Raw genomic sequence first — 20927 nt, 5'->3', positions numbered from 1 at the left:
ACCGGCCGCGCGCCCTGGCCGCGCCACGGCCGATAACGTACACTGCGCGCCATTGGCGCCATGCTGGCGATCGCCATTTTCAAATAACACTGCGTCGCCGCCTACGCGGCGTCGCCAAAAAGGTTGAAATTCATGAACGATACGCCGACGAGGCTACCGCTCAATCGCACCACGATCCTGCTGCTGGTGCTGGCCCTCGCCGTGATCTGGTTCATCCCGCTCGGCTGGCGGCATCTGCTGCCGAGCGACGAAGGCCGCTACGCCGAAATGGCGCGCGAAATGTTCGTCACCGGCGACTGGATCACGCCGCGCTACAACGGCTACAAGTATTTTGAGAAGCCACCCCTGCAAACCTGGCTCAACGCGCTCACGTTCGCGTGGTTCGGCATCGGCGAATGGCAGGCGCGGCTCTACACCGCGCTGACGGGCTTTGCCGGCGTGCTGCTGATCGGCTTCACCGGTGCGCGCGTGTTCAACGCGGCGACCGGCGTGTTCGCGGCGATCGTGCTGGCCACGTCGCCGTACTGGAACCTGATGGGCCACTTCAACACGCTCGACATGGGCCTGTCGTTCTGGATGGAGCTGACGCTCTGCGCGCTGCTGCTGGCGCAGCGCCCCAGCCTGCCGACGGCCAACGTGCGGGCATGGATGTGGGTGTGCTGGGGGGCGATGGCGCTGGCGGTGCTGTCCAAGGGACTCGTCGGCGTGATCCTGCCGGGTGCGGTGCTGGTGCTGTACACCCTCGTCGCCCGCGACTGGGCCCTATGGAAGCGTCTGCATCTGATCGGCGGCCTGATCGTGTTCTTCGCGATCGTCACGCCGTGGTTCGTGCTGGTGCAGCAGCGCAACCCGGAATTCCTGAACTTCTTCTTCATCGTTCAACAGTTCAAGCGCTATCTGACGCCCGAACAGAACCGCCCGGGGCCCTTCTACTATTTCGTGCCGGTGCTGCTGGTCGGCTTCCTGCCGTGGTTGTCGGTGACCTTCCAGAGCGTGCGCCATGCGTGGCGCCTGCCGCGCCAGCCGAACGGCTTCGCGCCGGTCACGCTGATGCTGGTGTGGACCGCGTTCATCTTTCTGTTCTTCAGCGCATCTCACTCCAAGCTGCTCTCGTACACGCTGCCGATCGCGCCGTCGATCGCCCTGGTTATCGGCATGTACCTGCCGCTCGTCACCCGTGACCAGTTGCGCCGCCATCTGGCCGGCTATGCGCTGTTTCTCGTCGTGGCCGCGTTTGCCGCGCTGTTCATGGCGCGCTTCGGCAGCGCGCGCAACCCGACCGAGCTGTACGTCGAATACCGTACCTGGGTACTGGCGGCGCTCGGCGCCGCCTTCGTGGCCACGCTGTTCGCGCTGTGGCTGAACCGCCGCAGCCGCGCCGGCACCCTTGGCGCCGTCGCGAGCTTCGGCGCGGCGTGGCTGCTGCTCGGCACGATCGCAGGCACGGGTCACGACGTATTCGGTCGCCTGAGTTCCGGCGCGCCACTCGCGCCCGCCATCAAGGCCGAGATTGCGAAGGTGCCGGCCGATACGCCGTTCTACTCGGTCGGCGTGCTCGACCATACGATGCCGTTCTACGTCGACCACACGATGATCATGGTCGAACATCCGGACGAACTGGCGTTTGGCATATCCGTCGAACCGCAGAAATGGGTGCCGACGGTCGACGCGTGGATCGAGCGCTGGAAGGCCGGTCGCTACGCGCTCGCGCTGATCCCGCCGTCGACTTACGACAGGCTGCTCAAAGAGGGGCTGCCCATGCAGGTGATCGCGCGCGACTCGCGCCGGGTGGTGGTGGCGAAGCCCGCGGCGGCGCCCGAGCCCGCATCCGGCGCGGCGACGCAGAACGCACCGGCGCCCGACGCACCCGCGCCAGTGGAAAAACCACAACAATGACCCCATCTCAGGAACTGACCGTTCGATGAACCCGATTTCGCTGTTTTGTATCCTCGCAGGCGTCACGTTGAACGCCGGTGCGCAGTTGCTGCTCAAAGCCGGAACGAATGCCGTTGGACACTTCGAATTCACCCGTGCGAACATCCTGCCCATCGCCTTTCGCCTCGCGACCCAACCACCGATCATCGGCGGACTGGCCTGTTATGTGATCAGCGTGGGCGTATGGGTGATCGGACTTTCGCGGGTGGACGTGTCGATCGCCTATCCGATGTTGTCGCTCGGATACGTCGTCAACGCGTTCGCGGCGTGGTATCTATTCGGCGAAGTGATGTCGGTACAGAAGCTAGTAGGGATCGGCGTCATCCTGATCGGTGTGGTCATCCTGGCGCGCAGCTAGGCGGCTCGCCCCCGGCAGCAGCGCTGTGCCGGGCACGATTTATTACCGTTTATTGCCGGTGCTGATGCGCGCCGAGAAAATGCCGGCGGAAAAAGATACGGAAAGCCGGACACCGCCGCCGGCTAAGTAAAACGTAAGCTTGGCCGCGGTAAGCTTGGCGGTTGCGCCCTTTTTAGTCGTGGCCTTGGGTTTGCGCGTAGTTTGTGATCTACTTCGCGCCCTCCAGGTTGCGCCCCTTTCAATCGAGCGAAGCATTCATGAGCCAGTCAACAGTCCCGTTTTTGCCGTTTGTCAAACCTGAGATCGATGAAGAGACGATTCAGGGCGTTGTCGACGTGCTCCGCTCCGGTTGGATCACGACCGGCCCGCAGAACCAGAAGTTTGAAGCGGCGTTGTCCGAGTTCTGTGGCGGCCGTCCGGTGCGCACGTTCAATTCCGGCACCGCGACGCTCGAAATCGGCCTGCGCATCGCCGGCGTGGGCGAAGGCGACGAAGTCATCACCACCCCGGCGTCGTGGGTCTCGACCAGCAATGTGGTCTACGAAGTCGGCGCGACGCCGGTGTTCGTCGACATCGATCCGGTGACCCGCAACATCGACCTGGATCTGCTGGAAAAGGCCATCACGCCGCGCACCAAGGCGATCATTCCGGTCTACCTGTCGGGCCTGCCGGTCGACATGGACCGGCTGTACGAAATTGCCCGCGCCCACAAGCTGCGCGTGATCGAAGACGCCGCGCAGGCGTTCGGCTCGACGTGGAAAGGCGAGCGCATCGGCAAACTCGGCGATATCGTCTCGTTCAGCTTCCACGCGAACAAGAATCTGACTTCGATCGAAGGCGGCGCACTGGTGCTGAACAACGAGGAAGAAGCGATCCTCGCGCAGAAGTACCGCCTGCAAGGCATCACCCGCACCGGCTTTGACGGCATGGACTGCGACTTGCTGGGCGGCAAGTACAACCTGACGGACGTTGCCGCGCGCGTCGGCCTTGGCCAGATGCCGCATCTCGAACGCTTTATTGCGCAGCGCAAGAATCTGGCGCGCGCGTACTTCGCGGGCTTCGAAGGCGGCGCGGCGGCCAAACTGGGCGTCGGCCTGCCGCTGGCAGATTTTGAAAACAGCAACTGGCACATGTTCCTGATCACGCTGCCGCTCGACAAGCTTTCGATCGACCGCGCCGGCTTCATGGGTCAGTTGAAAGAACGCGGCATCGGTTCGGGCGTGCACTACCCGGCGATTCACCTGTTCTCGCTGTACCGCGCGAAGGGCTTCAGGGAAGGCATGTTCCCGCACGCGGAGCGCTATGGCGCCAGCACGGTCACGCTGCCGCTGTTCACGCTGATGAACGAGGGCGACGTGGAACGGGTCTGCCGCGCGGTCAATGAAATTTGCGAACAATACGGAAAATAAGCGGAAATGATTTATTCGGAACATCGCGCCGTCGCACCGGAAGTGTCGATCATCATCCCGGTGTACAACGAGGAAGCCGGGCTGGCCGCGCTGTTCGCGCGCCTCTACCCGGCGCTCGACGCGCTCGGCACCGGTTATGAAGTGATCTTCATCAACGACGGCAGCCGCGACAAATCCCCCGCGCTGCTCGCCGATCAGTTCCGCGCGCGGCCCGACACGACCCGCGTGATTCTGCTGAACGGCAACTACGGCCAGCACATGGCGATTCTGGCGGGCTTCGAGCAGTCGCGCGGCGAGATCGTCATCACGCTCGACGCCGACCTGCAGAATCCGCCGGAAGAAATCAGCAAGCTGGTCAACAAGATGCGCGAAGGCTACGACTACGTCGGCACGATCCGTCTGCAACGCCAGGACAGCTTGTGGCGCCGCAAGGCCTCGCGCGCGATGAACCGTCTGCGCGAGCGCATCACCCGCATCAAAATGACCGACCAGGGCTGCATGCTGCGCGCGTACAGCCGGCACATCATCGACACGATCAATCGCTGCGGTGAAATCAACACCTTCATTCCGGCGCTCGCCTACACCTTCGCGCAGAATCCGGTCGAGATCGAAGTCGCGCACGAAGAGCGTTTTGCCGGTGAGTCGAAATACTCGCTGTATTCGCTGATCCGTTTGAATTTCGACCTCGTCACCGGCTTCTCGGTCGTGCCGCTGCAATGGCTGTCGTTCATCGGCGTGATCCTGTCGCTCGGATCCGCGGCACTATTCGTGCTGCTGCTGATTCGCCGCTTCATCATCGGCGCGGAAGTGCAAGGTGTGTTCACGCTGTTCGCTGTCATCTTCTTCCTGCTTGGCGTAATCATCTTCGCGCTGGGCCTGCTTGGGGAATACATCGGCCGGATTTATCAACAGGTGCGTGCGCGTCCGCGTTATCTGGTGCAGACAATTCTCGAGCAGCGCGATGGCACCACCGTGACCGAAGCGCCGCGTCAGGGAGTCGTGCAAGCCGTGCAGGCCGCGCCGCTGATCGATCAGGGCCCGAATCCATGAAGCCGCGCGCCGTCGTTTTCGCGTATCACAACGTCGGCGTGCGCTGCCTGCAGGTGCTGCTCGCGCGTGGCGTCGACGTGGCGCTGGTCGTCACGCATGAGGACAGCCCGACCGAAAACATCTGGTTCGGCAGCGTCGCCTCGGTTGCGGCCGAGCACGGCATTCCCGTCGTTACGCCGGCCGATCCGAAGAGCCCGGAACTGCGCGCCGCAGTGAGCGCCGCGCGCCCGGACTTCATCTTCTCGTTCTACTACCGCCACATGTTGCCGGTCGACCTGCTGGCGCTAGCCGCACGGGGCGCTTACAACATGCACGGCTCGCTTCTGCCGAAGTACCGTGGCCGCGTGCCGACCAACTGGGCGGTGATCCACGGCGAAACCGAAACCGGCGCGACGCTGCACGAAATGGCCGCCAAACCCGACGCGGGCGCGATCATCGCGCAAACGCCGGTGCCGATCCTGCCCGACGACACTGCCGCGCAAGTGTTCGACAAGGTCACGGTGGCCGCGGAACAAACGCTGTGGCGCGTGCTCCCGGCGCTGCTCGCGGGTGAAGCGCCGCATCTGCCGAACGATCTGTCGCACGGCAGCTACTACGGCGGGCGCAAGCCGGAAGACGGCCGGATCGACTGGACGCAACCCGCGCAGCAGGTCTACAACCTGATCCGCGCGGTCGCGCCGCCCTATCCCGGCGCGTTTACGGATCTCGAAGGTCACCGTTTCATCATCGCCCGTGCGCGCCTGGCCACGCCCGGCGCGCTTCGCTCGGATTTGCCCCCGGGCCTGCACGTAAGCGATAATGCCATTTTCGCGACATGCGGCGACGGTCGCTCGATCGCCATCCACGAATTGCGGCACCAGCGCGACGGCAGCGAAACTGTCGTTACCCCGTCCGAATTCGCCCGGCTCATCCAAACTCCCCTCGAAACTCCCCGTTACTCATGAAAAAAGTCCTGATTCTGGGTGTGAACGGCTTCATTGGCCATCACCTGTCCAAACGCATTCTCGAAACGACCGATTGGGAAGTCTTCGGGATGGACATGCAGACCGAACGTCTGGGTGACCTGATCAACCATGAGCGGATGCACTTCTTCGAAGGCGACATCACGATCAACAAGGAGTGGGTCGAGTATCACGTCAAGAAGTGCGATGTAATCCTGCCGCTGGTCGCGATCGCCACACCCGCCACGTACGTGAAGCAACCGCTGCGCGTGTTCGAACTCGACTTCGAAGCGAACCTGCCGATCGTGCGTTCGGCGGTCAAGTACGGCAAGCACCTCGTGTTCCCGTCGACCTCCGAGGTCTACGGCATGTGCACGGACGAGCAGTTCGACCCGGAAGAGTCGCAACTGTCGTACGGCCCGATCAACAAGCCGCGCTGGATCTACGCGTGCTCCAAGCAGCTGATGGACCGCGTGATCTGGGGTTACGGCATGGAAGGCCTGAACTTCACGCTGTTCCGTCCGTTCAACTGGATCGGCCCGGGCCTCGATTCGATCTACACGCCGAAGGAAGGCAGCTCGCGCGTAGTTACGCAGTTCCTCGGCCATATCGTGCGCGGCGAGAACATTAGCCTCGTGGACGGCGGCGCACAAAAGCGCGCGTTCACGGACATCGACGACGGCATCGGCGCGCTGATGAAGATCATCGAAAACAAGGACGGTGTCGCCACGGGCAAGATCTACAACATCGGCAACCCGACCAATAACTTCTCGGTGCGCGAGCTCGCGCACAAGATGCTGACGCTGGCCGCCGAATTCCCGGAATACGCCGACCTCGCGAAGAAGGTGCAGCTGGTCGAAACATCCTCGGGTGCGTACTACGGTGCAGGCTACCAGGACGTGCAGAACCGCGTGCCGAAGATCGACAACACGATGCAGGAACTCGGCTGGGCGCCAAAGTCGACCTTCGACGAAGCGCTGCGCAAGATTTTCGAAGCGTATCGCGGTCACGTCGCCGAAGCTCGCGCCCTCGTCGAACAACAATAAGGCCTGATCCTTGGCTCGTATCGTCCTGAAGATCGACGTCGACACGCTGCGCGGCACCCGCGAAGGCGTGCCGAATCTCGCGCGCATCTTCGACCGCTTCAAGGCGCGCGCAACTTTCCTCTTCAGCCTCGGGCCCGACCACACCGGTTGGGCGATGCGGCGCGTGTTGCGGCCGGGCTTTCTGAAGAAGGTGTCGCGCACCTCAGTGGTCGAACATTACGGCATCAAGCAATTGATGTACGGCGTGCTGTTGCCGGGGCCGGATATCGGCGTGAAAACCGCGGCGGAAATGCGCGCGATTCACGAGGCCGGTTTCGAATGCGGCATCCACACCTGGGACCACGTGTACTGGCAGGACAACGTGCGTTCGCAAGACCAGGAATGGACCGGGAAGCAGATGCAGAAGAGCTTCAACCGCTTCGTCGCGATCTTCGGCGCGCCGCCCGTCACGCACGGTGCGGCCGGCTGGCAGATGAACGGGCATGCGTTCGAGCAGATCGACGCGTGGGGCATGCACTACGCGTCCGACGGGCGCGGCCACTCGCCGTATCTGCCGGTGGTCGACGGCAGGCAACTGTCGCACGTGCAAATGCCCACCACGCTGCCCACGCTCGACGAAGTGCTGGGTGTGGATGGGGTCGATGAGCACAACGTCGCCGCATGGATGTTGAAGCACACAGAAAACAATCCGCACGATCAGGTGTTCACGCTGCACGCGGAGCTCGAAGGACAAAAGCTCGCACCGATTTTCGAACAGCTGCTGGAGGGTTGGCGGGCGCAAGGCCACACCTTCGCGACCATGGGTGATTACTACGCCACGCTAGACCGCAGCACGCTGCCATCGTACCCTGTTACATGGGGCGAAATTCCAGGCCGCTCCGGCGAGTTGATTGTCCAGCCCTGACTGGCCAATCCATAGCCGGCACTGACGACCCGGCCGCCGCGCGAGCGACCACCACACGCGCCAGTCGCCCTCCCCGAAAGCCTCGATGCCAGGCCGACGCCGCAGCGGGTGCAAGTGCAAGTGCTGCGGCGTCGGCCATAACAACCGGAGAACCTCGTGCCCATCGCAGTCGACCAACCCATCCCCGACTTTACCGCCCCCGCTACCGGTGGCGAGATCACGCTGTCCAAACTGCGGGGCAAGAAGGTGGTGCTGTATTTCTACCCGAAGGACAACACGCCGGGCTGCACGACCGAAGGTCTGCAATTCCGCGATCTTTATCCGAAGTTCAGGAAAGCCGGGGCGGAAATTCTCGGCGTGTCACGCGACAGCCTGCGCTCGCATGACAATTTCAAGGCAAAGCTCGAACTGCCGTTTCCGTTGATCTCGGACCCCGAGGAAACCTTGTGTGCGCTCTTCGGCGTCATGAAATTGAAGAAAATGTATGGCAAAGAAGTGCGTGGGATCGAACGCTCCACGTTCCTGATCGACGCCGAAGGCGTGCTGCGCCAGGAGTGGCGCGGCGTGAAAGTGCCAGGGCATGTCGATGACATTCTGGAGGCTGTACAAGCGCTTTGAGGCGCGTTATATTGGGTTCCAATGAGTGCCTGTCCACCCCACACTTTTCGTCGCTGCGCCAGACTTGACGGCCGTTTTGTCGGCTCTGTCGAAGTCATGAGGCGCAACGCGATAACCGAAGGCGAGCCGCTTGTCCCGTACGCCGGGGCGGCGGCTTTTTTAATTGCGCAGAGCCGTGCGTTCACTCGGCCACGCGCTTCCGTTAAGGAGCCGATCGAAAACCAGGCGAACCGGCATCTCTAGACCGAATGCGCGCCTCCGGGCGCAAACTGCGTGCGCACTCACTGGCACCGGCAGAATGCGACAGGCGGCGCACGAAATGTGACCCGATTAATTCGAGGGAAACCATGCCTTTGCCTACCCCCCCCAGCAAGCTCGGCAATCTCCTGCCGCCTGACGAATACAAGGCCAAAGCCGCCACGCCGGCGCGCTCCGCCGCGAAGAAACAGGCAGTCGGAGGGGAATCAGCAGAGTCGGCCGATTACGGCCGCGCGAACGTCGCCACACCGATGGCGCACGCCGCCAATGCCGCGACCACGTTGCGGCCCGTGCCGGCATCGTCGGCCTCCCCTACTGCGTCTGCATCCGTCGAGCAAGCTGCACCGGCGCGCGACGCAGGCGCGCGCGGTCGCAAATCGAAGCAGACCGCCGCATTGCTGCAACCGGTTCCCGCTGCCCGTCCGCAAGCCGAGCCGACCGTTGTTTCTGCGCCTGCTGCCAAATCGCAGCCGGTCGTCGCGCGCGCGCCAAGCGCGAAAGATCCGGCCGCAAGCACGCCCGCAGCCGTAGCACCCAGCACGCGCGGCACCAGCAAGAAACGCGGCGCAGCCGCAGACCCGCTCGAAATGCAGAAGCTTTTCGTGCTCGACACGAACGTGCTGATGCACGATCCAAGCTGCCTGTTCCGTTTCGAGGAACACGACGTCTATCTGCCGATGATGACGTTGGAAGAACTCGACAACCACAAGAAGGGCATGTCCGAAGTCGCGCGCAACGCGCGGCAGGTGAGCCGCACGCTGGACGCGTTGGTGGCGAACGCCGGCAATATCTCGGACGGCATTTCGCTGGCGCGTCTCGGCAGCCGTGAGGCGTCCGGGCGCCTGTACTTCCAGACCAAGCTCAACGCCATCGAGCCGGTCGAAGGTCTGCCGGAAGGCAAGGCCGACAACCAGATTCTCGGCGTAGTGCGTGCGCTGCAGCGCGACCGGATGGATCGCCAGGTCGTGCTGGTGTCGAAAGACATCAACATGCGCATCAAGGCGCATGCACTCGGCCTGCCCGCAGAAGACTATTTCAACGACCAGGTACTCGAAGACAGCGATCTGCTGTACTCGGGCATCCGCGCGCTGCCCCAGGATTTTTGGACCAAGCACGCGAAGGGCATGGAGAGCTGGCAGGACACCAAAACCGGCACCACGTATTACCGCGTGACGGGTCCGCTGTGCGCCTCGATGCTGGTCAACGAATTCGTCTATCTGGAACCGCAGAACGGCGAGCCGACGTTTCATGCGCTGGTGCGCGAGCTGAACGGCAAGACGGCGCTGCTGCAAACCTTGCGTGACTACGGCCACCACAAGAACAACGTGTGGGGCATCACGGCGCGCAACCGCGAGCAGAACTTCGCGCTGAACCTGTTGATGAATCCGGAGATCGACTTCGTCACGCTGCTAGGTCAGGCCGGTACCGGCAAGACGCTGGTCGCGCTCGCGGCCGGTCTTGCCCAGGTGCTCGACGACAAGCGCTACAACGAGATCATCGTGACGCGTGCAACGGTGCCGGTCGGTGAAGACATTGGCTTTCTGCCGGGTACGGAAGAGGAAAAAATGCAGCCGTGGATGGGTGCATTCGACGACAACCTCGAAGTCCTGCAGAAAACCGACGACGCCGCCGGCGAATGGGGCCGCGCCGCGACTCAGGAACTGATCCGCTCGCGCCTGAAGGTCAAGAGCATGAACTTCATGCGTGGCCGTACGTTCGTGGACAAGTATCTGATCATCGACGAGGCGCAAAACCTGACGCCGAAGCAGATGAAGACGCTGGTCACGCGCGCCGGTCCGGGTACGAAGATCATTTGTCTCGGCAATATCGCGCAGATCGATACGCCTTACCTGACGGAGGGCAGTTCGGGCCTGACGTATGTGGTCGACCGCTTCAAGGGCTGGGCGCACAGCGGGCACGTGACGCTGGCGCGCGGCGAGCGTTCGCGCCTGGCGGATTACGCGTCGGAGATCCTTTAAGTTTCAATGCTTTAGCTTCGGCTAGAAGCCGCGTCCGGGTCAGCCCGGACGCGGCTTTTTTATTGAGTACGCGTTCCAGTTGGGCAACACTTAGCGCACAAACTTCAAGTAAGTTGTCAAGAATTCTTGCCTGAGCCAGGTTCGGCGGGCTACCATCCCGAAATCGTCCGCCATTAAACGAGCGTTTACCGCTCCCTTCGTCTTCATGCGCCGACTCGCCTTTTCGCTGCTGACCGTTTTGCTGCTCGCCGCTTGCGCCGGTGCGCCGCAAAAGACGTCGCGCGGGCCGGGTTCATCGGTTGTGGTCACGAACGGCGCCTATCATGAGCCGCCGCCGGGTTTCCCGAATTTCGTCGACCACAGCATCGGGCGCGAGGAAATCTCGATCCAGGCGATGAGTCTGGTCGGCATTCCATACCGCTGGGGTGGCAATACGCCTGATAGCGGCTTCGATTGCAGTGGATTGGTTCGTTATGTGGTGTCACGCGCCGCATCCGTGAATCTGCCGCGGACTACCGCGGACATGAGCGGCCGCGGCGAATCGATTGAACCGGATGAAATTGCGCCGGGCGACCTGATTTTCTTCAACACCACCGGACGCTCGCATTCGCACGTCGGTATTTATGTGGGCAAGCTGCGCTTCGTCAACGCACCGTCGACGGGCGGTACCGTGAGGCTCGACTACCTGACCAATCCCTATTGGGCCAAGCGCTTCGACGGCATTCGTCGGGTGGCAGCGCCGGCTGCGACACCGGCGCCGTTCGATACGCCAAGCTATCAGGCTGCGGCGCCTCAACCCGAGCGCGTCGCGCCGGCGGCTCAGGCGGCCCCGGCTTATGCGGGTGCCGCGGTGACATCGCAAGCTTCGGGCTACTCGGTGAATGCTGCGGCGACGCGGCCCTTAGGCTATCCGGCAGCCTCCGTTGCGCCGCAAGCGTCGGGCTATGCGGGAGTTCCTGTTGCAGCGGAAGCTTCGAGCTATACCGCGAACCCCGTGGCGCCACAGCAAACGGCGCGCGTAACGGCGACCACTCGTCCGCCGCTGACTGCAACCGGCCAACCTACGGTAGCCGCGGCGGCTGCACCGCAGGCTGATCCGTTCGAACCCCCGCCGCCTGGTATGAGCGCCGCGCAGATGCAAGCACGCGCGGCTGGCGCGGTGTCTCCGGAGTCTGTGCCGGCCGCTCAGGCGAGTACGTATGACGCTGTTGCCGGCTCGGCGAATCAGCAGACGGCGGCTGCACGTGCTGAACCGCCAACGGTTACGGCTCGCGCGCCTGATCCGATCGACGCCGCTGCCGATGCGTTCGAGCCGCCTCCACCCGCTTCCGTCGCCGCACGCCAGGCTCGGCAGGCTCAGCAAGCCGATGGGAATGCAGGCGTGCAGATCATGCGCGCCTCGACAGCATCGCGCGGCATCCCCGCCCCCACGCAAACCACCGACGACCCGATCGCGCGCTTCGCCAACGGCAGTTACTAACGGCCCAGGGCCGTGGCTCATGGCTCGCCACTCATAGCGATGGCCGTGCCGCCCAAATTTGGTGTCCTGGTAGCGCCCACACTCCACACCTCGAGCCTGTCCATCCCCGCTGCGCTGCCGATCTGCTATCGTCATCGATATTCTTCCGACAGCGGGTGATAACGATGGATCTCGGGCTGAATGACAAGGTGGTGTTAATCACGGGCGGCAGCAAAGGGATCGGGTTCGCCTGCGCCCGGGCGTTCGCCCTCGAGGGCGCAAAAGTCGCGATCGTTTCGCGCGACCCCGCCAATCTCGCGCGCGCGTACGAACAGTTAAAGCAGGAGGGTCTGCACGTGCATCGGACCCGCGCTGACCTGCACGAACCGCACAGTGCAGCGGACATCGTCGAGGAAGTCAGCACCGCCGTCGGCCCCATCGACGTGTTGATCAACAGCGCCGGCGCAGCCCGCCGCTATGACCCGGAAACGCTGGACGCCGACGCGTTCCGCGCGACCATGGAAGCCAAGTATTTCCCCTACATCTACCCGCAGCAGGAAGTGCTGCGGCGCATGGCCGAGCGCGTCAAGGCCGGCGACGGCGCCGCACCCGGCACGATCGTCAACATCATCGGCATGGGCGGCAAGATCGCTAGCGATATCCATATCGCCGGTGGGGCCGCCAATGCCGCGCTGATGCTGGCCACCGTCGGCCTCGCCCACTACTACGCACGCTACGGCATCCGCATCAACGCGATCAATCCGGGTTCGACGCTAACTGAGCGCGTCGAGGAAGCGGTCAAGCTGGAAGCGTCGCAGCAAGGCATCAAAAACGCGGACGCGCTGGCGCGCGGGCAAGCCAAGGTGCCGCTCGGACGCTATGCGAAACCGGAGGAAATCGCTGACGTCGCGCTGTTTCTGGCGAGCCGCCGCGCGAGCTATGTGACGGGCGCAATCGTCCCGATGGATGGAGGCAGCACGCCGTTGATCTGAGCGGCGCGCTTTATTTGCAGTTTTAGAGGGCTGTGAGGCCCTGGGCTCCGCGCTCCATGGCAGAGCATTGAAGCCTGAAAACGCGCGGACGGCCTTCGCCGTCCGCACTGCATTTACAGAAAGCGATGGCCGAGCCACCAGGCAGCCGCGGAGAGCGCTGCGGAGGCCGGAATCGTCAGAATCCACGCCCAGACGATGTTGCCCGCTACTCCCCAACGCACCGCACTCAGCTTCTGCGTCGCGCCGACACCGACGATCGCGCCGGTAATCGTATGCGTGGTGGACACAGGAATGCCGAGCCACGACGCGGTAAACAACGTAATGGCCCCGCCCGCCTCGGCGCAAAAACCGCCGACCGGCTTCAGCTTGGTAATCTTCTGGCCCATCGTGCGGACAATCCGCCAACCGCCAAACAGCGTACCAACCCCCATCGACAGATAGCAGCCACCGATCACCCACAGCGGCGGTGCATCCGCGATGGACGAGGCATAGCCGGTCGCGATCAGCAACATCCAGATGATGCCGATGGTCTTCTGCGCGTCGTTACCGCCGTGGCCGAGGCTATACAAGCCTGCCGACACCAGTTGCAGACGCCGGAACCGCCGGTCGACCTTGCTCGGTGGCGTGCGGAAATAGATCCACGATACCGCCAGCATGAAGAACGAACCGAGTACGAACCCGAGCAGCGGCGAGATGAAAATGAAGGCGACCGTCTTCATCAACCCGTCGATATTGAGCGAACCCCAGCCCGACTTGGCGAGCGCCGCGCCCACCAGCCCGCCGATCAGCGCATGCGACGAACTGGACGGAATACCGTAATGCCACGTGATGATGTTCCAGCCGATCGCCCCGACCAGCGCGCCGAAAATGACGTAGTGGTCAACGATATTCGGATCGATCGTGCCCTTGCCGACCGTCTGCGCCACCTTCAGGTGGAACACAAAATACGCGATAACGTTGAATGCCGCCGCGAAGGCCACGGCCTGCTGCGGCTTCAGCACGCCGGTCGACACGACCGTGGCGATCGAATTCGCCGCGTCGTGGAAGCCGTTCATGAAGTCGAAAATCAGCGCGACGGCAACCAGGCCGGCGACGACCCAGATAGCGAGTTGTATCGATTGCATTATGCGTTTTCCAGCACGATGCCTTCGATGATGTTCGCCACGTCCTCACACTTGTCGGTGATCGTTTCGAGCAGTTCGTAAATGGCCTTCAGCTTGATCAGCGTCTTGACGTTGTCTTCTTCGCGGAAAAGCTTCGACATGGCCGAGCGCAGCACGCGGTCCGCTTCCGATTCCAGCCGGTCGATGTCCTCGCACGCCTTCAGGATCTGGCTTGCCTGCTTCATGTCCGACAGCAGGCTGACGGCGAACTGCACACGCTCGGAGGTGGCCGTGCAGATATGCGCCAACTGGCTCGCCTCGGAGGTCACCGCCTGCACGTCGTACAGAGAGATAGCGGTGGCGACGTCCTCCATCAGATCGAGGATGTCGTCCATCGTGGTGATCAGCTTGTGGATCTCGTCGCGGTCGAGCGGCGTGATGAAGGTCTTGTGCAGCAGGTCGATGGTTTCGTGCGTGAGCTTGTCAGCGGCCTTTTCGGCCTTCTGCACGTTTTGCTTGTGGGTCTCGGCGTCCTGAAGGTTGTCGATCAGCAGCTCGAGTTCACGGCTTGCCGAGACGATGCACGTTGCGTGCGCATTGAAAATCTCAAAGAACTTGCCCTCGGTGGGCATGAATCGACCGAACATTGGGATCCCGAAAATTGGTCACATGATGGCTGACATAAAACCGCCACATTGTACCGTTCCGGGATCGATGCCGCACTTTTGAAAGCACCGTTACAACAGGCACCTCACTTATCTCTTTACTCGCTGTAGAAATTCTGCGCGCCGGCAAAATTATCGAACTTCGTGAATTGGCCGTGGAACGTGAGGCGAACAGGGCCGATCGGACCATTCCGCTGTTTACCGATGATAATCTCCGCCGTGCCCTTGTCCGGGCTGTCCGGGTTGTACACCTCATCGCGATAAATGAACAGAATGACGTCCGCATCCTGCTCGATAGCGCCGGATTCGCGCAAGTCGGACATGATCGGCCGCTTGTTCGGGCGCTGTTCGAGACCCCGGTTGAGCTGGGACAACGCGATCACGGGTACGTCGAGTTCTTTGGCGAGACTCTTCAGCGAACGCGAGATTTCCGAGATTTCGGTCGCACGGTTTTCACCCGACGACGAACCGCTCATCAGCTGCAAATAGTCGATGATGATCAGGCCGAGCTTGCCGCACTGGCGCGACAGCCGACGCGCGCGAGAGCGCAGTTCCATCGGGTTCAGGCCGCCGGTTTCGTCGATGAAAATCTGCGCCTCGCTCATTTTCTGCACCGCGTGCGTGAGCTTCGGCCAATCCTCGTCAGTCAGACGCCCAGTCCGCATGCGGTGCTGGTCGAGCCGGCCGACCGAGCCCAGCATACGCATGGTGAGCTGCGAGCCCGGCATTTCCATGGAGAACACGGCGACCGGCAGGCCATACTCGACCGCCACATACTCGCCGACGTTCATCGAAAACGCCGTCTTACCCATCGACGGCCGTCCTGCCACGATGATCAGCTCACCGCCGTGCATGCCCGAAGTCATGCGATCCAGATCGACGAAGCCAGTCGGCGTGCCCGTCACATCGCTCGGATTGGCGGTGTGATACAGCGTGTCGATCCGCTCGACCACCTCGGTCAAAAGGGGCCCGATTTCAAGAAAGCCCTGCGTGCCACGCGCGCCGTCTTCAGCGATCGAAAACACCTTCGATTCGGCCTCGTCCAGCAACTGGCGGACTTCCTTACCCTGCGGATTGAACGCGTCGGCGGAAATTTCGTCGGCCACAGATACGAGACGGCGCAGTACCGCACGATCGCGCACGATTTCCGCGTAGCGGCGGATATTGGCCGCGCTCGGCGTGTTCTGCGCCAGCGCGTTCAGGTAAGCCAGACCGCCAACATCTTCCGCCTTGCCCGAGGTGCCGAGCGCCTCGTACACCGTAATCACGTCGGCCGGACGCGTCGCCGCGATCAGCTTGCCGATGTGCTCAAAAATGATGCGGTGGTCGTATCGGTAAAAATCGCTCTGCGACAAAAAGTCGGCGATGCGGTCCCATGCCGCGTTGTCGAGCAGCAGGCCGCCCAGCACCGACTGCTCGGCTTCGATCGAATGCGGCGGGACTTTCAGCGACTCGATTTGGGGATCTTTGGACGGTGCGTTCATGGAGAGGAATTATCGGGGTAAATGCGCGCGGAGGGAAATCAAAACCGATACTTCGATGCATCGAAAGCGTGCAATAAAAAAGGCAGGGGCCGGTCACCCGGCCCCTGCCTTTTGCCAGCAACAACCTGGCAGATACTACTAGATGCTTAGACGTGTTCGCCGATCACAGCCACGTTGACATCGACGAGAACGTCGGTGTGCAGCGAGATCTGAACAGCGTGGTCGCCAACCAGCTTCAGCGGGCCTTCCGGCAGACGCACTTGCGCCTTTTCCACTGCGAAGCCTTGCTTGACCAGTGCGTCAGCGATGTCCGCGTTCGTCACCGAACCGAACAGACGGCCGTCGACGCCAGCCTTCTGATTGATCTGAACCGTCGAGCCTGCCAGCTTTTCGCCTTGAGCTTGAGCGGCAGCCAGCTTTTCGGCGGCGATCTTTTCGAGTTCAGCACGGCGAACTTCGAATTCAGCCAGGGCTTCCTTCGTTGCACGGCGAGCTTGCTTGTTCGGGATCAGGAAGTTACGTGCGTAACCGTCCTTGACCTTCACGATATCGCCCAGGTTGCCCAGATTGACGACTTTTTCCAGAAGAATAATTTGCATTCGGATACTCCTTATCGCGTCGTCGGGTTAGGCCTTGTGCTGGTCGGTGTACGGCACCAGCGCGAGGAAACGTGCGCGCTTGATTGCCGTATCCAGCTGGCGTTGATAGTGCGACTTCGTACCCGTGAGACGCGCCGGCGTGATCTTGCCGTTTTCGCCGATGAAGTCCTTCAGCGTTTCGAGGTCTTTGTAGTCGATGTGATCGACATTAGCGGCCGTGAAACGGCAGAACTTCTTGCGCTTGAAGAGCGGATTTTGTTGCTGACGACGTTTGTCGAATTTCTTACCAGTCGGGCGGGGCATGTTCAGTCCTTTCCAATGTCCTGCAATTCTGTGATGTGAAATACCAGCGTTCTTGCGTTGCGGTGCTTTTTCGCCAGAAAGCCTGTGAAGAGCGTTTCTACGCCCATCTGACAGCCTTCCAGCTTACCGCTCGCCTCGCCTGCGGCTACTGCCTGCATGGTCAGTTCGACTTGCCGGGCAATACCGGCTTCGACGACTTCCGTGCGGTGCTGCAACGTGCAACCTGCAATCGGAACGCCGGCGGGGGTATACCGCACCGGTTCGCGTTCGACGACGCTGGCCGTAAGTTGCAGCCGATTCATGTAACCTTTGGCGAGAGCGACGCTTTCGTCTGGTAGCTTAAATAGTGTGTCTTAAGCCTGCGCTTCGGACGGTTGCGTAGCAGCCGACTTCTTGGCTTCTTCGCGCTGCACTTCCTTCATCATCGGCGACGGGCCGGTTTCGGCCTTCTTCATCTTGACGATCAGGTGACGCAGAACCGCGTCATTGAACTTGAATGCGTGTTCCAGCTCGTCGAGCGTGGCCTGGTCGCATTCGATGTTCATGCAGACGTAGTGAGCCTTCGCGAGTTTCTCGATCATGTAGGCCAGTTGGCGACGGCCCCAGTCTTCGATACGGTGGATCTGGCCACCGTGCGAGGTGATCGTGCTCTTGTAACGCTCGATCATGGCGGGCACTTGCTCGCTCTGATCGGGATGCACGATAAAGACGATTTCATAATGACGCATACACACTCCTTGGGACTTGTGGATTAGAGCCACCCGGGCGTCTGAACCGGTGTGGCAAGTGAGAAGCCAAAGAGTGTAACCCGATTAGGGCCGGGTTGCAAGATATCCCGTTAATCTGGCGCGTGAATCGGGTGTGTTTTCAAGGGTTTAGGACGAACCGGACAATCGGGAACAAACGGGGACAAACGGTCGCCACACATGCGCGTCCGAGAAAATCACCACCGGATCGCGCACGCGACGCCCACTCAGCCCCCCTCGGTCTGCTCGCTGCCGCCCGCCAGACGGGCTTTCAGCGCCGTTTCGAGCCCGCTGAGGGCGTCCGGCGCGGCGTCGGTGACGGCCCACCAGGTCATCCCCTGCGCGTTCCAGTGCGCAAGCGAGTAACCCTCGCGGGTCTGTGCCATCGAAAGTCCGGCAGCCGCTTCTCGTCCAGCATCGGCGGAGCGCGCTTCCGGAAACACGTAGACGTCGATGATGTGCTTTTGATAGCGGTACACCAATACCGCCACCCGCTGATGCGCGATGTAATCCAGACGGCCGCCTTCAAGCGGAAAACCGTTTGCCGCGAGGTCCTCGACCGGCGGCGAATAGTCGATCCGGCCGTTGAACCATGGCTTGACCGTATGCCGGTCAGTCGAAATGACGTCGATGTCGTGGCCGGACATTTGCGCCCGCACATGGCTTTCGACCAGTTCATCAGAGAACGCGCCGCCTTGCGCGGGACGATGCAGGTTCATGGTCACGCCCACCGCCACCGCACCGAGCGCGACCACCAGCGCAACGAGCCAGCCCTGCCCGATCGCTGCCCCTGAGCCGGAGCCGGAGCCTGCTCCTCCGCCGGGCCGGCCCATTGCGCCTTGCGGACGCCACCAGCCATTCAGCCAGTTCCCCAGCCAGCTTCGCTTCGGCCTCGGCTGCGCAGCGGCCCGCGGAGCTTCTACGGGCTCGTCGGCGGCGGCCTCGCCCTCAGGGAGGGCAGCAAGAATCCGTGCCCTCAGAGCATCCGGTGCCCGGTAATAAGGCTGCGCGCGCAGCGAGGCGCTCAACGTATGGAGATTTTCGCTTTCGCTCCGGCAGGCGTCGCAACTCTCGATATGCTGCTGGACGCGCTGAGCATCCGGCGCGGGCAATTCGTGATCGGCGTTCGCATCAAGGAGCGGCCGCGCTTCGTTACAGTCCATCTGGCGTCTCCCGAGCTAAGCCGGCAGCACTCGCGCCGGGGTTGTTGGATGGACGGCCGTTGGAGGCCGCCCGGAGTGGTGTGACGGAAGCCGTGGGCGCCGTGGCTCGCGGCGGACTTCCACCCCCCGGTAGGCCGGCCCCCGGATGCCCGGACGCCGGTAGGCCGGCCCCCTGCTTCGCCATCAGCAGCGCGGCCAGCTTGCGCCTGCCCCGCGCGAGCCGCGACATCACCGTGCCGATCGGCACATCCGCGACCATTGCGATCTCGCGATAACCCATTTCTTCAAGCTCCCGCAGGATCAGCACCTCCCGATACTCGACCGGCAACTGCGCCAACGCCTCGTGCACGAGCTTCGTGTCTTCATCGCGGATCAGAAGCGTCTGCGGATCCGCCCCGCCGGTGCTCCAGCCGTCGAAGGTCGCCTCGTCCATGGTGTCGTCGAACTCGACCACCTCGTGCGACGACGCGCGCCGCCGCCATTCCGTGTACCAGGTGCGGCGCACGATCGCCAGCAGCCACGGCCTTGCGGAGTCGCCACGGAACGTGTCGAAGAAACGAAACGCGCGCATGAATGCTTCCTGCACGACGTCGTCGGCATCGTTGGCGTTGCCGCACAGCCAGCGCGCAAGGTTGTACGCGGCGTCGAGATGCGGGAGCGCCAGTTCCTGAAAACGGCGGTTCCTCGCTGCATCGGCGTCGTGCTCGCGAGCGGCATTTGAATCGGGTTGACCCACCTCGGCCCTCCGGGGCATTGCGGCTAAGCTGTTGACTCGTTATCCAACATGACCGGCCGCATACCGAGTTTATTCCCGGCTTCGCGTGAAATCCGCGAAAAATTACCTTCACCCCCGCCCTCAATAAGTCGGACGATTCCAGTAATCCTCGCTGGCATACACCTCTTTCAGGTAGTCGATGAAGTAGCGCACCTTGGCCGGCACATAACGCTGCTGCGGATAGACCGCCAGAATGTCGTAGTCGGGCAGCGCGAATTCATCCAGCACCGTTTCCAGCTCGCCGCGCGCCAGTTGCTGCTGGATTTCCCACGTGGAGCGCCAGCCGAGGCCGAGCCCTTCTGACACCCAACGGTGCAGCAGCTCGCCGTCGTTACAGTCGAGCGTGCCGCCCACCCGCACCGTCGCCAGTTTGCCGTTGCGGCGGAAGTACCAGCCGCGGTTCTGCCCGCCTTGCAGGTTGAACGCGAGGCAATTGTGCTGCGGCAGATCTTCGAGCGTTTTCGGCTTGCCGTATCTGCGGAAATATTCCGGCGTACCACACACCACGCGCCGGTTCGACGCCAGCTTCACCGCGACGAAATTTGGATCGACCGCGCCGCCAATCCGGATCGACAGGTCATACCCTTCGCGCACCAGGTCCACGACCCGGTCGGTCAGGTTGAACGACACCTGCAATTCTGGCTTGTCGGCGAGAAAAGGCGGCGCAAGCGGCGCTACGTGCTTACGCCCGAACGCGGCCGGCGCCGACACGATCAGATGGCCGTTCACGGCGCGCCGTCCGGCGCTCAGTTCATTTTCCGCCTGGTCCCATTCCGTGAGCAGACCACGGCAGCGCTCGAGAAACGCCGCGCCTTCTTCGCTGACCACGAGGCGCCGCGTCGAGCGGTACATCAGCTTCACGCCGAGGCGCTTTTCGAGCGCGTCGATGCGGCGCCCGAGAATCACCGGCGACACCCCCTCCTCCAGCGCGGCGGCCGCGAGACTGCCCGCATCGGCGACGCGCACGAAAGTTTCGATTTGTTTGAAGCGGTCCATTTTTTGTCTCCGGTCCCATGCAAGCGGGTTGCAACCACCTCGCGCCCCGTCTCGCACCCCGAGGCCCATTCCATACTTTTTGTTTCGAAATAAGCGACCTGGACTGATCTTATCAAACCTTTAGGTGAGGCCTACAGTTCGATC

At 62.4% G+C, this 20927-nt stretch carries 21 protein-coding genes; 11 read left to right on the top strand and 10 right to left on the bottom strand.

The window, feature by feature from the left end:
* The first annotated feature begins 132 nt into the window (after window positions 1–132).
* The 11 genes from PQQ86_RS08210 to PQQ86_RS08160 all read left to right on the top strand — a co-directional run bounded on the left by PQQ86_RS08210 (window position 133) and on the right by PQQ86_RS08160 (window position 12949).
* Window positions 133–1896: a glycosyltransferase family 39 protein gene (locus PQQ86_RS08210; RefSeq protein WP_408265705.1), complete on the top strand. Its 1764-nt coding sequence runs from the start codon at window positions 133–135 to the stop codon at window positions 1894–1896.
* Window positions 1897–1921: 25 nt separating this feature from the next.
* A complete protein-coding gene (locus tag PQQ86_RS08205; protein ID WP_408265704.1) occupies window positions 1922–2293 on the top strand; it encodes an SMR family transporter in 372 nt (123 codons plus the stop codon).
* A 257-nt stretch (window positions 2294–2550) separates the two neighbouring features.
* The gene (locus PQQ86_RS08200; protein ID WP_408265703.1) at window positions 2551–3702 is read left to right on the top strand and encodes a DegT/DnrJ/EryC1/StrS family aminotransferase; all 1152 of its coding nucleotides are present in this window, start codon (window positions 2551–2553) and stop codon (window positions 3700–3702) included.
* 6 nt (window positions 3703–3708) lie between these two features.
* Window positions 3709–4752: a glycosyltransferase gene (locus PQQ86_RS08195; protein WP_408265702.1), complete on the top strand. Its 1044-nt coding sequence runs from the start codon at window positions 3709–3711 to the stop codon at window positions 4750–4752.
* A complete protein-coding gene (locus PQQ86_RS08190) occupies window positions 4749–5696 on the top strand; it encodes a formyltransferase (protein WP_408265701.1) in 948 nt (315 codons plus the stop codon). The genes PQQ86_RS08195 and PQQ86_RS08190 overlap by 4 nt, the downstream gene beginning before the upstream one ends.
* A complete protein-coding gene (locus PQQ86_RS08185) occupies window positions 5693–6739 on the top strand; it encodes a bifunctional UDP-4-keto-pentose/UDP-xylose synthase (protein ID WP_408265700.1) in 1047 nt (348 codons plus the stop codon). Before PQQ86_RS08190 ends, PQQ86_RS08185 begins: the two co-directional genes overlap by 4 nt.
* Before the next feature lie 10 nt (window positions 6740–6749).
* A complete protein-coding gene (locus PQQ86_RS08180; protein WP_408265699.1) occupies window positions 6750–7643 on the top strand; it encodes a polysaccharide deacetylase family protein in 894 nt (297 codons plus the stop codon).
* 156 nt (window positions 7644–7799) lie between these two features.
* Window positions 7800–8261, top strand: a complete 462-nt coding sequence (locus tag PQQ86_RS08175) for a peroxiredoxin (RefSeq protein ID WP_168435879.1) — start codon at window positions 7800–7802, stop codon at window positions 8259–8261.
* A 347-nt stretch (window positions 8262–8608) separates the two neighbouring features.
* Window positions 8609–10498 (top strand): PhoH family protein, encoded by a 1890-nt coding sequence (locus PQQ86_RS08170; protein ID WP_408265698.1) that lies wholly within the window; start codon window positions 8609–8611, stop codon window positions 10496–10498.
* A gap of 205 nt (window positions 10499–10703) precedes the next feature.
* The gene (locus PQQ86_RS08165; RefSeq protein WP_408265697.1) at window positions 10704–11978 is read left to right on the top strand and encodes an NlpC/P60 family protein; all 1275 of its coding nucleotides are present in this window, start codon (window positions 10704–10706) and stop codon (window positions 11976–11978) included.
* Between the two features lie 164 nt (window positions 11979–12142).
* On the top strand, window positions 12143–12949 hold the full coding sequence (locus PQQ86_RS08160; protein WP_408265696.1) for an SDR family oxidoreductase: 807 nt from the start codon (window positions 12143–12145) through the stop codon (window positions 12947–12949).
* A 113-nt stretch (window positions 12950–13062) separates the two neighbouring features.
* On the opposite strand, the gene PQQ86_RS08155 is transcribed toward PQQ86_RS08160, so the two are convergent.
* From PQQ86_RS08155 to PQQ86_RS08110, 10 genes are all read right to left on the bottom strand, one after another.
* Complete coding sequence (locus PQQ86_RS08155; protein ID WP_200619907.1) at window positions 13063–14073, bottom strand: inorganic phosphate transporter; 1011 nt, start codon at window positions 14071–14073, stop codon at window positions 13063–13065.
* Window positions 14073–14699 carry a DUF47 domain-containing protein gene (locus tag PQQ86_RS08150; protein WP_012432805.1) on the bottom strand — a complete coding sequence of 209 codons (627 nt, stop codon included), beginning with the start codon at window positions 14697–14699 and terminating at the stop codon, window positions 14073–14075. Before PQQ86_RS08150 ends, PQQ86_RS08155 begins: the two co-directional genes overlap by 1 nt.
* Before the next feature lie 116 nt (window positions 14700–14815).
* Complete coding sequence (locus PQQ86_RS08145; RefSeq protein ID WP_408265695.1) at window positions 14816–16201, bottom strand: replicative DNA helicase; 1386 nt, start codon at window positions 16199–16201, stop codon at window positions 14816–14818.
* Between the two features lie 146 nt (window positions 16202–16347).
* Window positions 16348–16800, bottom strand: a complete 453-nt coding sequence (gene rplI / locus PQQ86_RS08140) for a 50S ribosomal protein L9 (RefSeq protein ID WP_054034563.1) — start codon at window positions 16798–16800, stop codon at window positions 16348–16350.
* A gap of 27 nt (window positions 16801–16827) precedes the next feature.
* Window positions 16828–17103 (bottom strand): 30S ribosomal protein S18, encoded by a 276-nt coding sequence (gene rpsR, locus PQQ86_RS08135; protein WP_012432802.1) that lies wholly within the window; start codon window positions 17101–17103, stop codon window positions 16828–16830.
* A 2-nt stretch (window positions 17104–17105) separates the two neighbouring features.
* Window positions 17106–17405, bottom strand: a complete 300-nt coding sequence (priB, locus tag PQQ86_RS08130) for a primosomal replication protein N (RefSeq protein ID WP_408265694.1) — start codon at window positions 17403–17405, stop codon at window positions 17106–17108.
* A 51-nt stretch (window positions 17406–17456) separates the two neighbouring features.
* On the bottom strand, window positions 17457–17831 hold the full coding sequence (gene rpsF, locus PQQ86_RS08125) for a 30S ribosomal protein S6 (protein WP_097392318.1): 375 nt from the start codon (window positions 17829–17831) through the stop codon (window positions 17457–17459).
* Window positions 17832–18076: 245 nt separating this feature from the next.
* Entirely contained in the window at window positions 18077–19012 is a 936-nt protein-coding gene (locus tag PQQ86_RS08120) for an anti-sigma factor family protein (protein ID WP_408265693.1), read from the bottom strand.
* Entirely contained in the window at window positions 19002–19748 is a 747-nt protein-coding gene (locus PQQ86_RS08115) for an RNA polymerase sigma factor (RefSeq protein WP_408265692.1), read from the bottom strand. The genes PQQ86_RS08120 and PQQ86_RS08115 overlap by 11 nt, the downstream gene beginning before the upstream one ends.
* 120 nt (window positions 19749–19868) lie before the next feature.
* Window positions 19869–20783 (bottom strand): LysR family transcriptional regulator, encoded by a 915-nt coding sequence (locus tag PQQ86_RS08110; RefSeq protein ID WP_408265691.1) that lies wholly within the window; start codon window positions 20781–20783, stop codon window positions 19869–19871.
* Window positions 20784–20927: the final 144 nt, after the last annotated feature.

It is taken from the genome of Paraburkholderia sediminicola, assembly GCF_046026675.1.
GTDB classification, from domain to species: domain Bacteria; phylum Pseudomonadota; class Gammaproteobacteria; order Burkholderiales; family Burkholderiaceae; genus Paraburkholderia; species Paraburkholderia sediminicola_F.
This window is presented reverse-complemented; position numbering and strand designations above follow the sequence as displayed.

Bases quoted from the DNA above. Each gene is read 5' to 3' on its own strand.
- PQQ86_RS08190 (WP_408265701.1), top strand. From the start codon at position 4,749: ATGAAGCCGCGCGCCGTCGTTTTCGCGTATCACAACGTCGGCGTGCGC.
- PQQ86_RS08170 (WP_408265698.1), top strand. From the start codon at position 8,609: ATGCCTTTGCCTACCCCCCCCAGCAAGCTCGGCAATCTCCTGCCGCCT.
- PQQ86_RS08205 (WP_408265704.1), top strand. From the start codon at position 1,922: ATGAACCCGATTTCGCTGTTTTGTATCCTCGCAGGCGTCACGTTGAAC.
- PQQ86_RS08195 (WP_408265702.1), top strand. From the start codon at position 3,709: ATGATTTATTCGGAACATCGCGCCGTCGCACCGGAAGTGTCGATCATC.
- PQQ86_RS08185 (WP_408265700.1), top strand. From the start codon at position 5,693: ATGAAAAAAGTCCTGATTCTGGGTGTGAACGGCTTCATTGGCCATCAC.
- rpsR (WP_012432802.1), bottom strand. From the start codon at position 17,103: ATGCCCCGCCCGACTGGTAAGAAATTCGACAAACGTCGTCAGCAACAA.
- PQQ86_RS08110 (WP_408265691.1), bottom strand. From the start codon at position 20,783: ATGGACCGCTTCAAACAAATCGAAACTTTCGTGCGCGTCGCCGATGCG.
- rplI (WP_054034563.1), bottom strand. From the start codon at position 16,800: ATGCAAATTATTCTTCTGGAAAAAGTCGTCAATCTGGGCAACCTGGGC.
- PQQ86_RS08165 (WP_408265697.1), top strand. From the start codon at position 10,704: ATGCGCCGACTCGCCTTTTCGCTGCTGACCGTTTTGCTGCTCGCCGCT.
- priB (WP_408265694.1), bottom strand. From the start codon at position 17,405: ATGAATCGGCTGCAACTTACGGCCAGCGTCGTCGAACGCGAACCGGTG.
- PQQ86_RS08120 (WP_408265693.1), bottom strand. From the start codon at position 19,012: ATGGACTGTAACGAAGCGCGGCCGCTCCTTGATGCGAACGCCGATCAC.
- PQQ86_RS08145 (WP_408265695.1), bottom strand. From the start codon at position 16,201: ATGAACGCACCGTCCAAAGATCCCCAAATCGAGTCGCTGAAAGTCCCG.
- PQQ86_RS08210 (WP_408265705.1), top strand. From the start codon at position 133: ATGAACGATACGCCGACGAGGCTACCGCTCAATCGCACCACGATCCTG.
- PQQ86_RS08155 (WP_200619907.1), bottom strand. From the start codon at position 14,073: ATGCAATCGATACAACTCGCTATCTGGGTCGTCGCCGGCCTGGTTGCC.
- PQQ86_RS08160 (WP_408265696.1), top strand. From the start codon at position 12,143: ATGGATCTCGGGCTGAATGACAAGGTGGTGTTAATCACGGGCGGCAGC.
- PQQ86_RS08200 (WP_408265703.1), top strand. From the start codon at position 2,551: ATGAGCCAGTCAACAGTCCCGTTTTTGCCGTTTGTCAAACCTGAGATC.
- rpsF (WP_097392318.1), bottom strand. From the start codon at position 17,831: ATGCGTCATTATGAAATCGTCTTTATCGTGCATCCCGATCAGAGCGAG.
- PQQ86_RS08150 (WP_012432805.1), bottom strand. From the start codon at position 14,699: ATGTTCGGTCGATTCATGCCCACCGAGGGCAAGTTCTTTGAGATTTTC.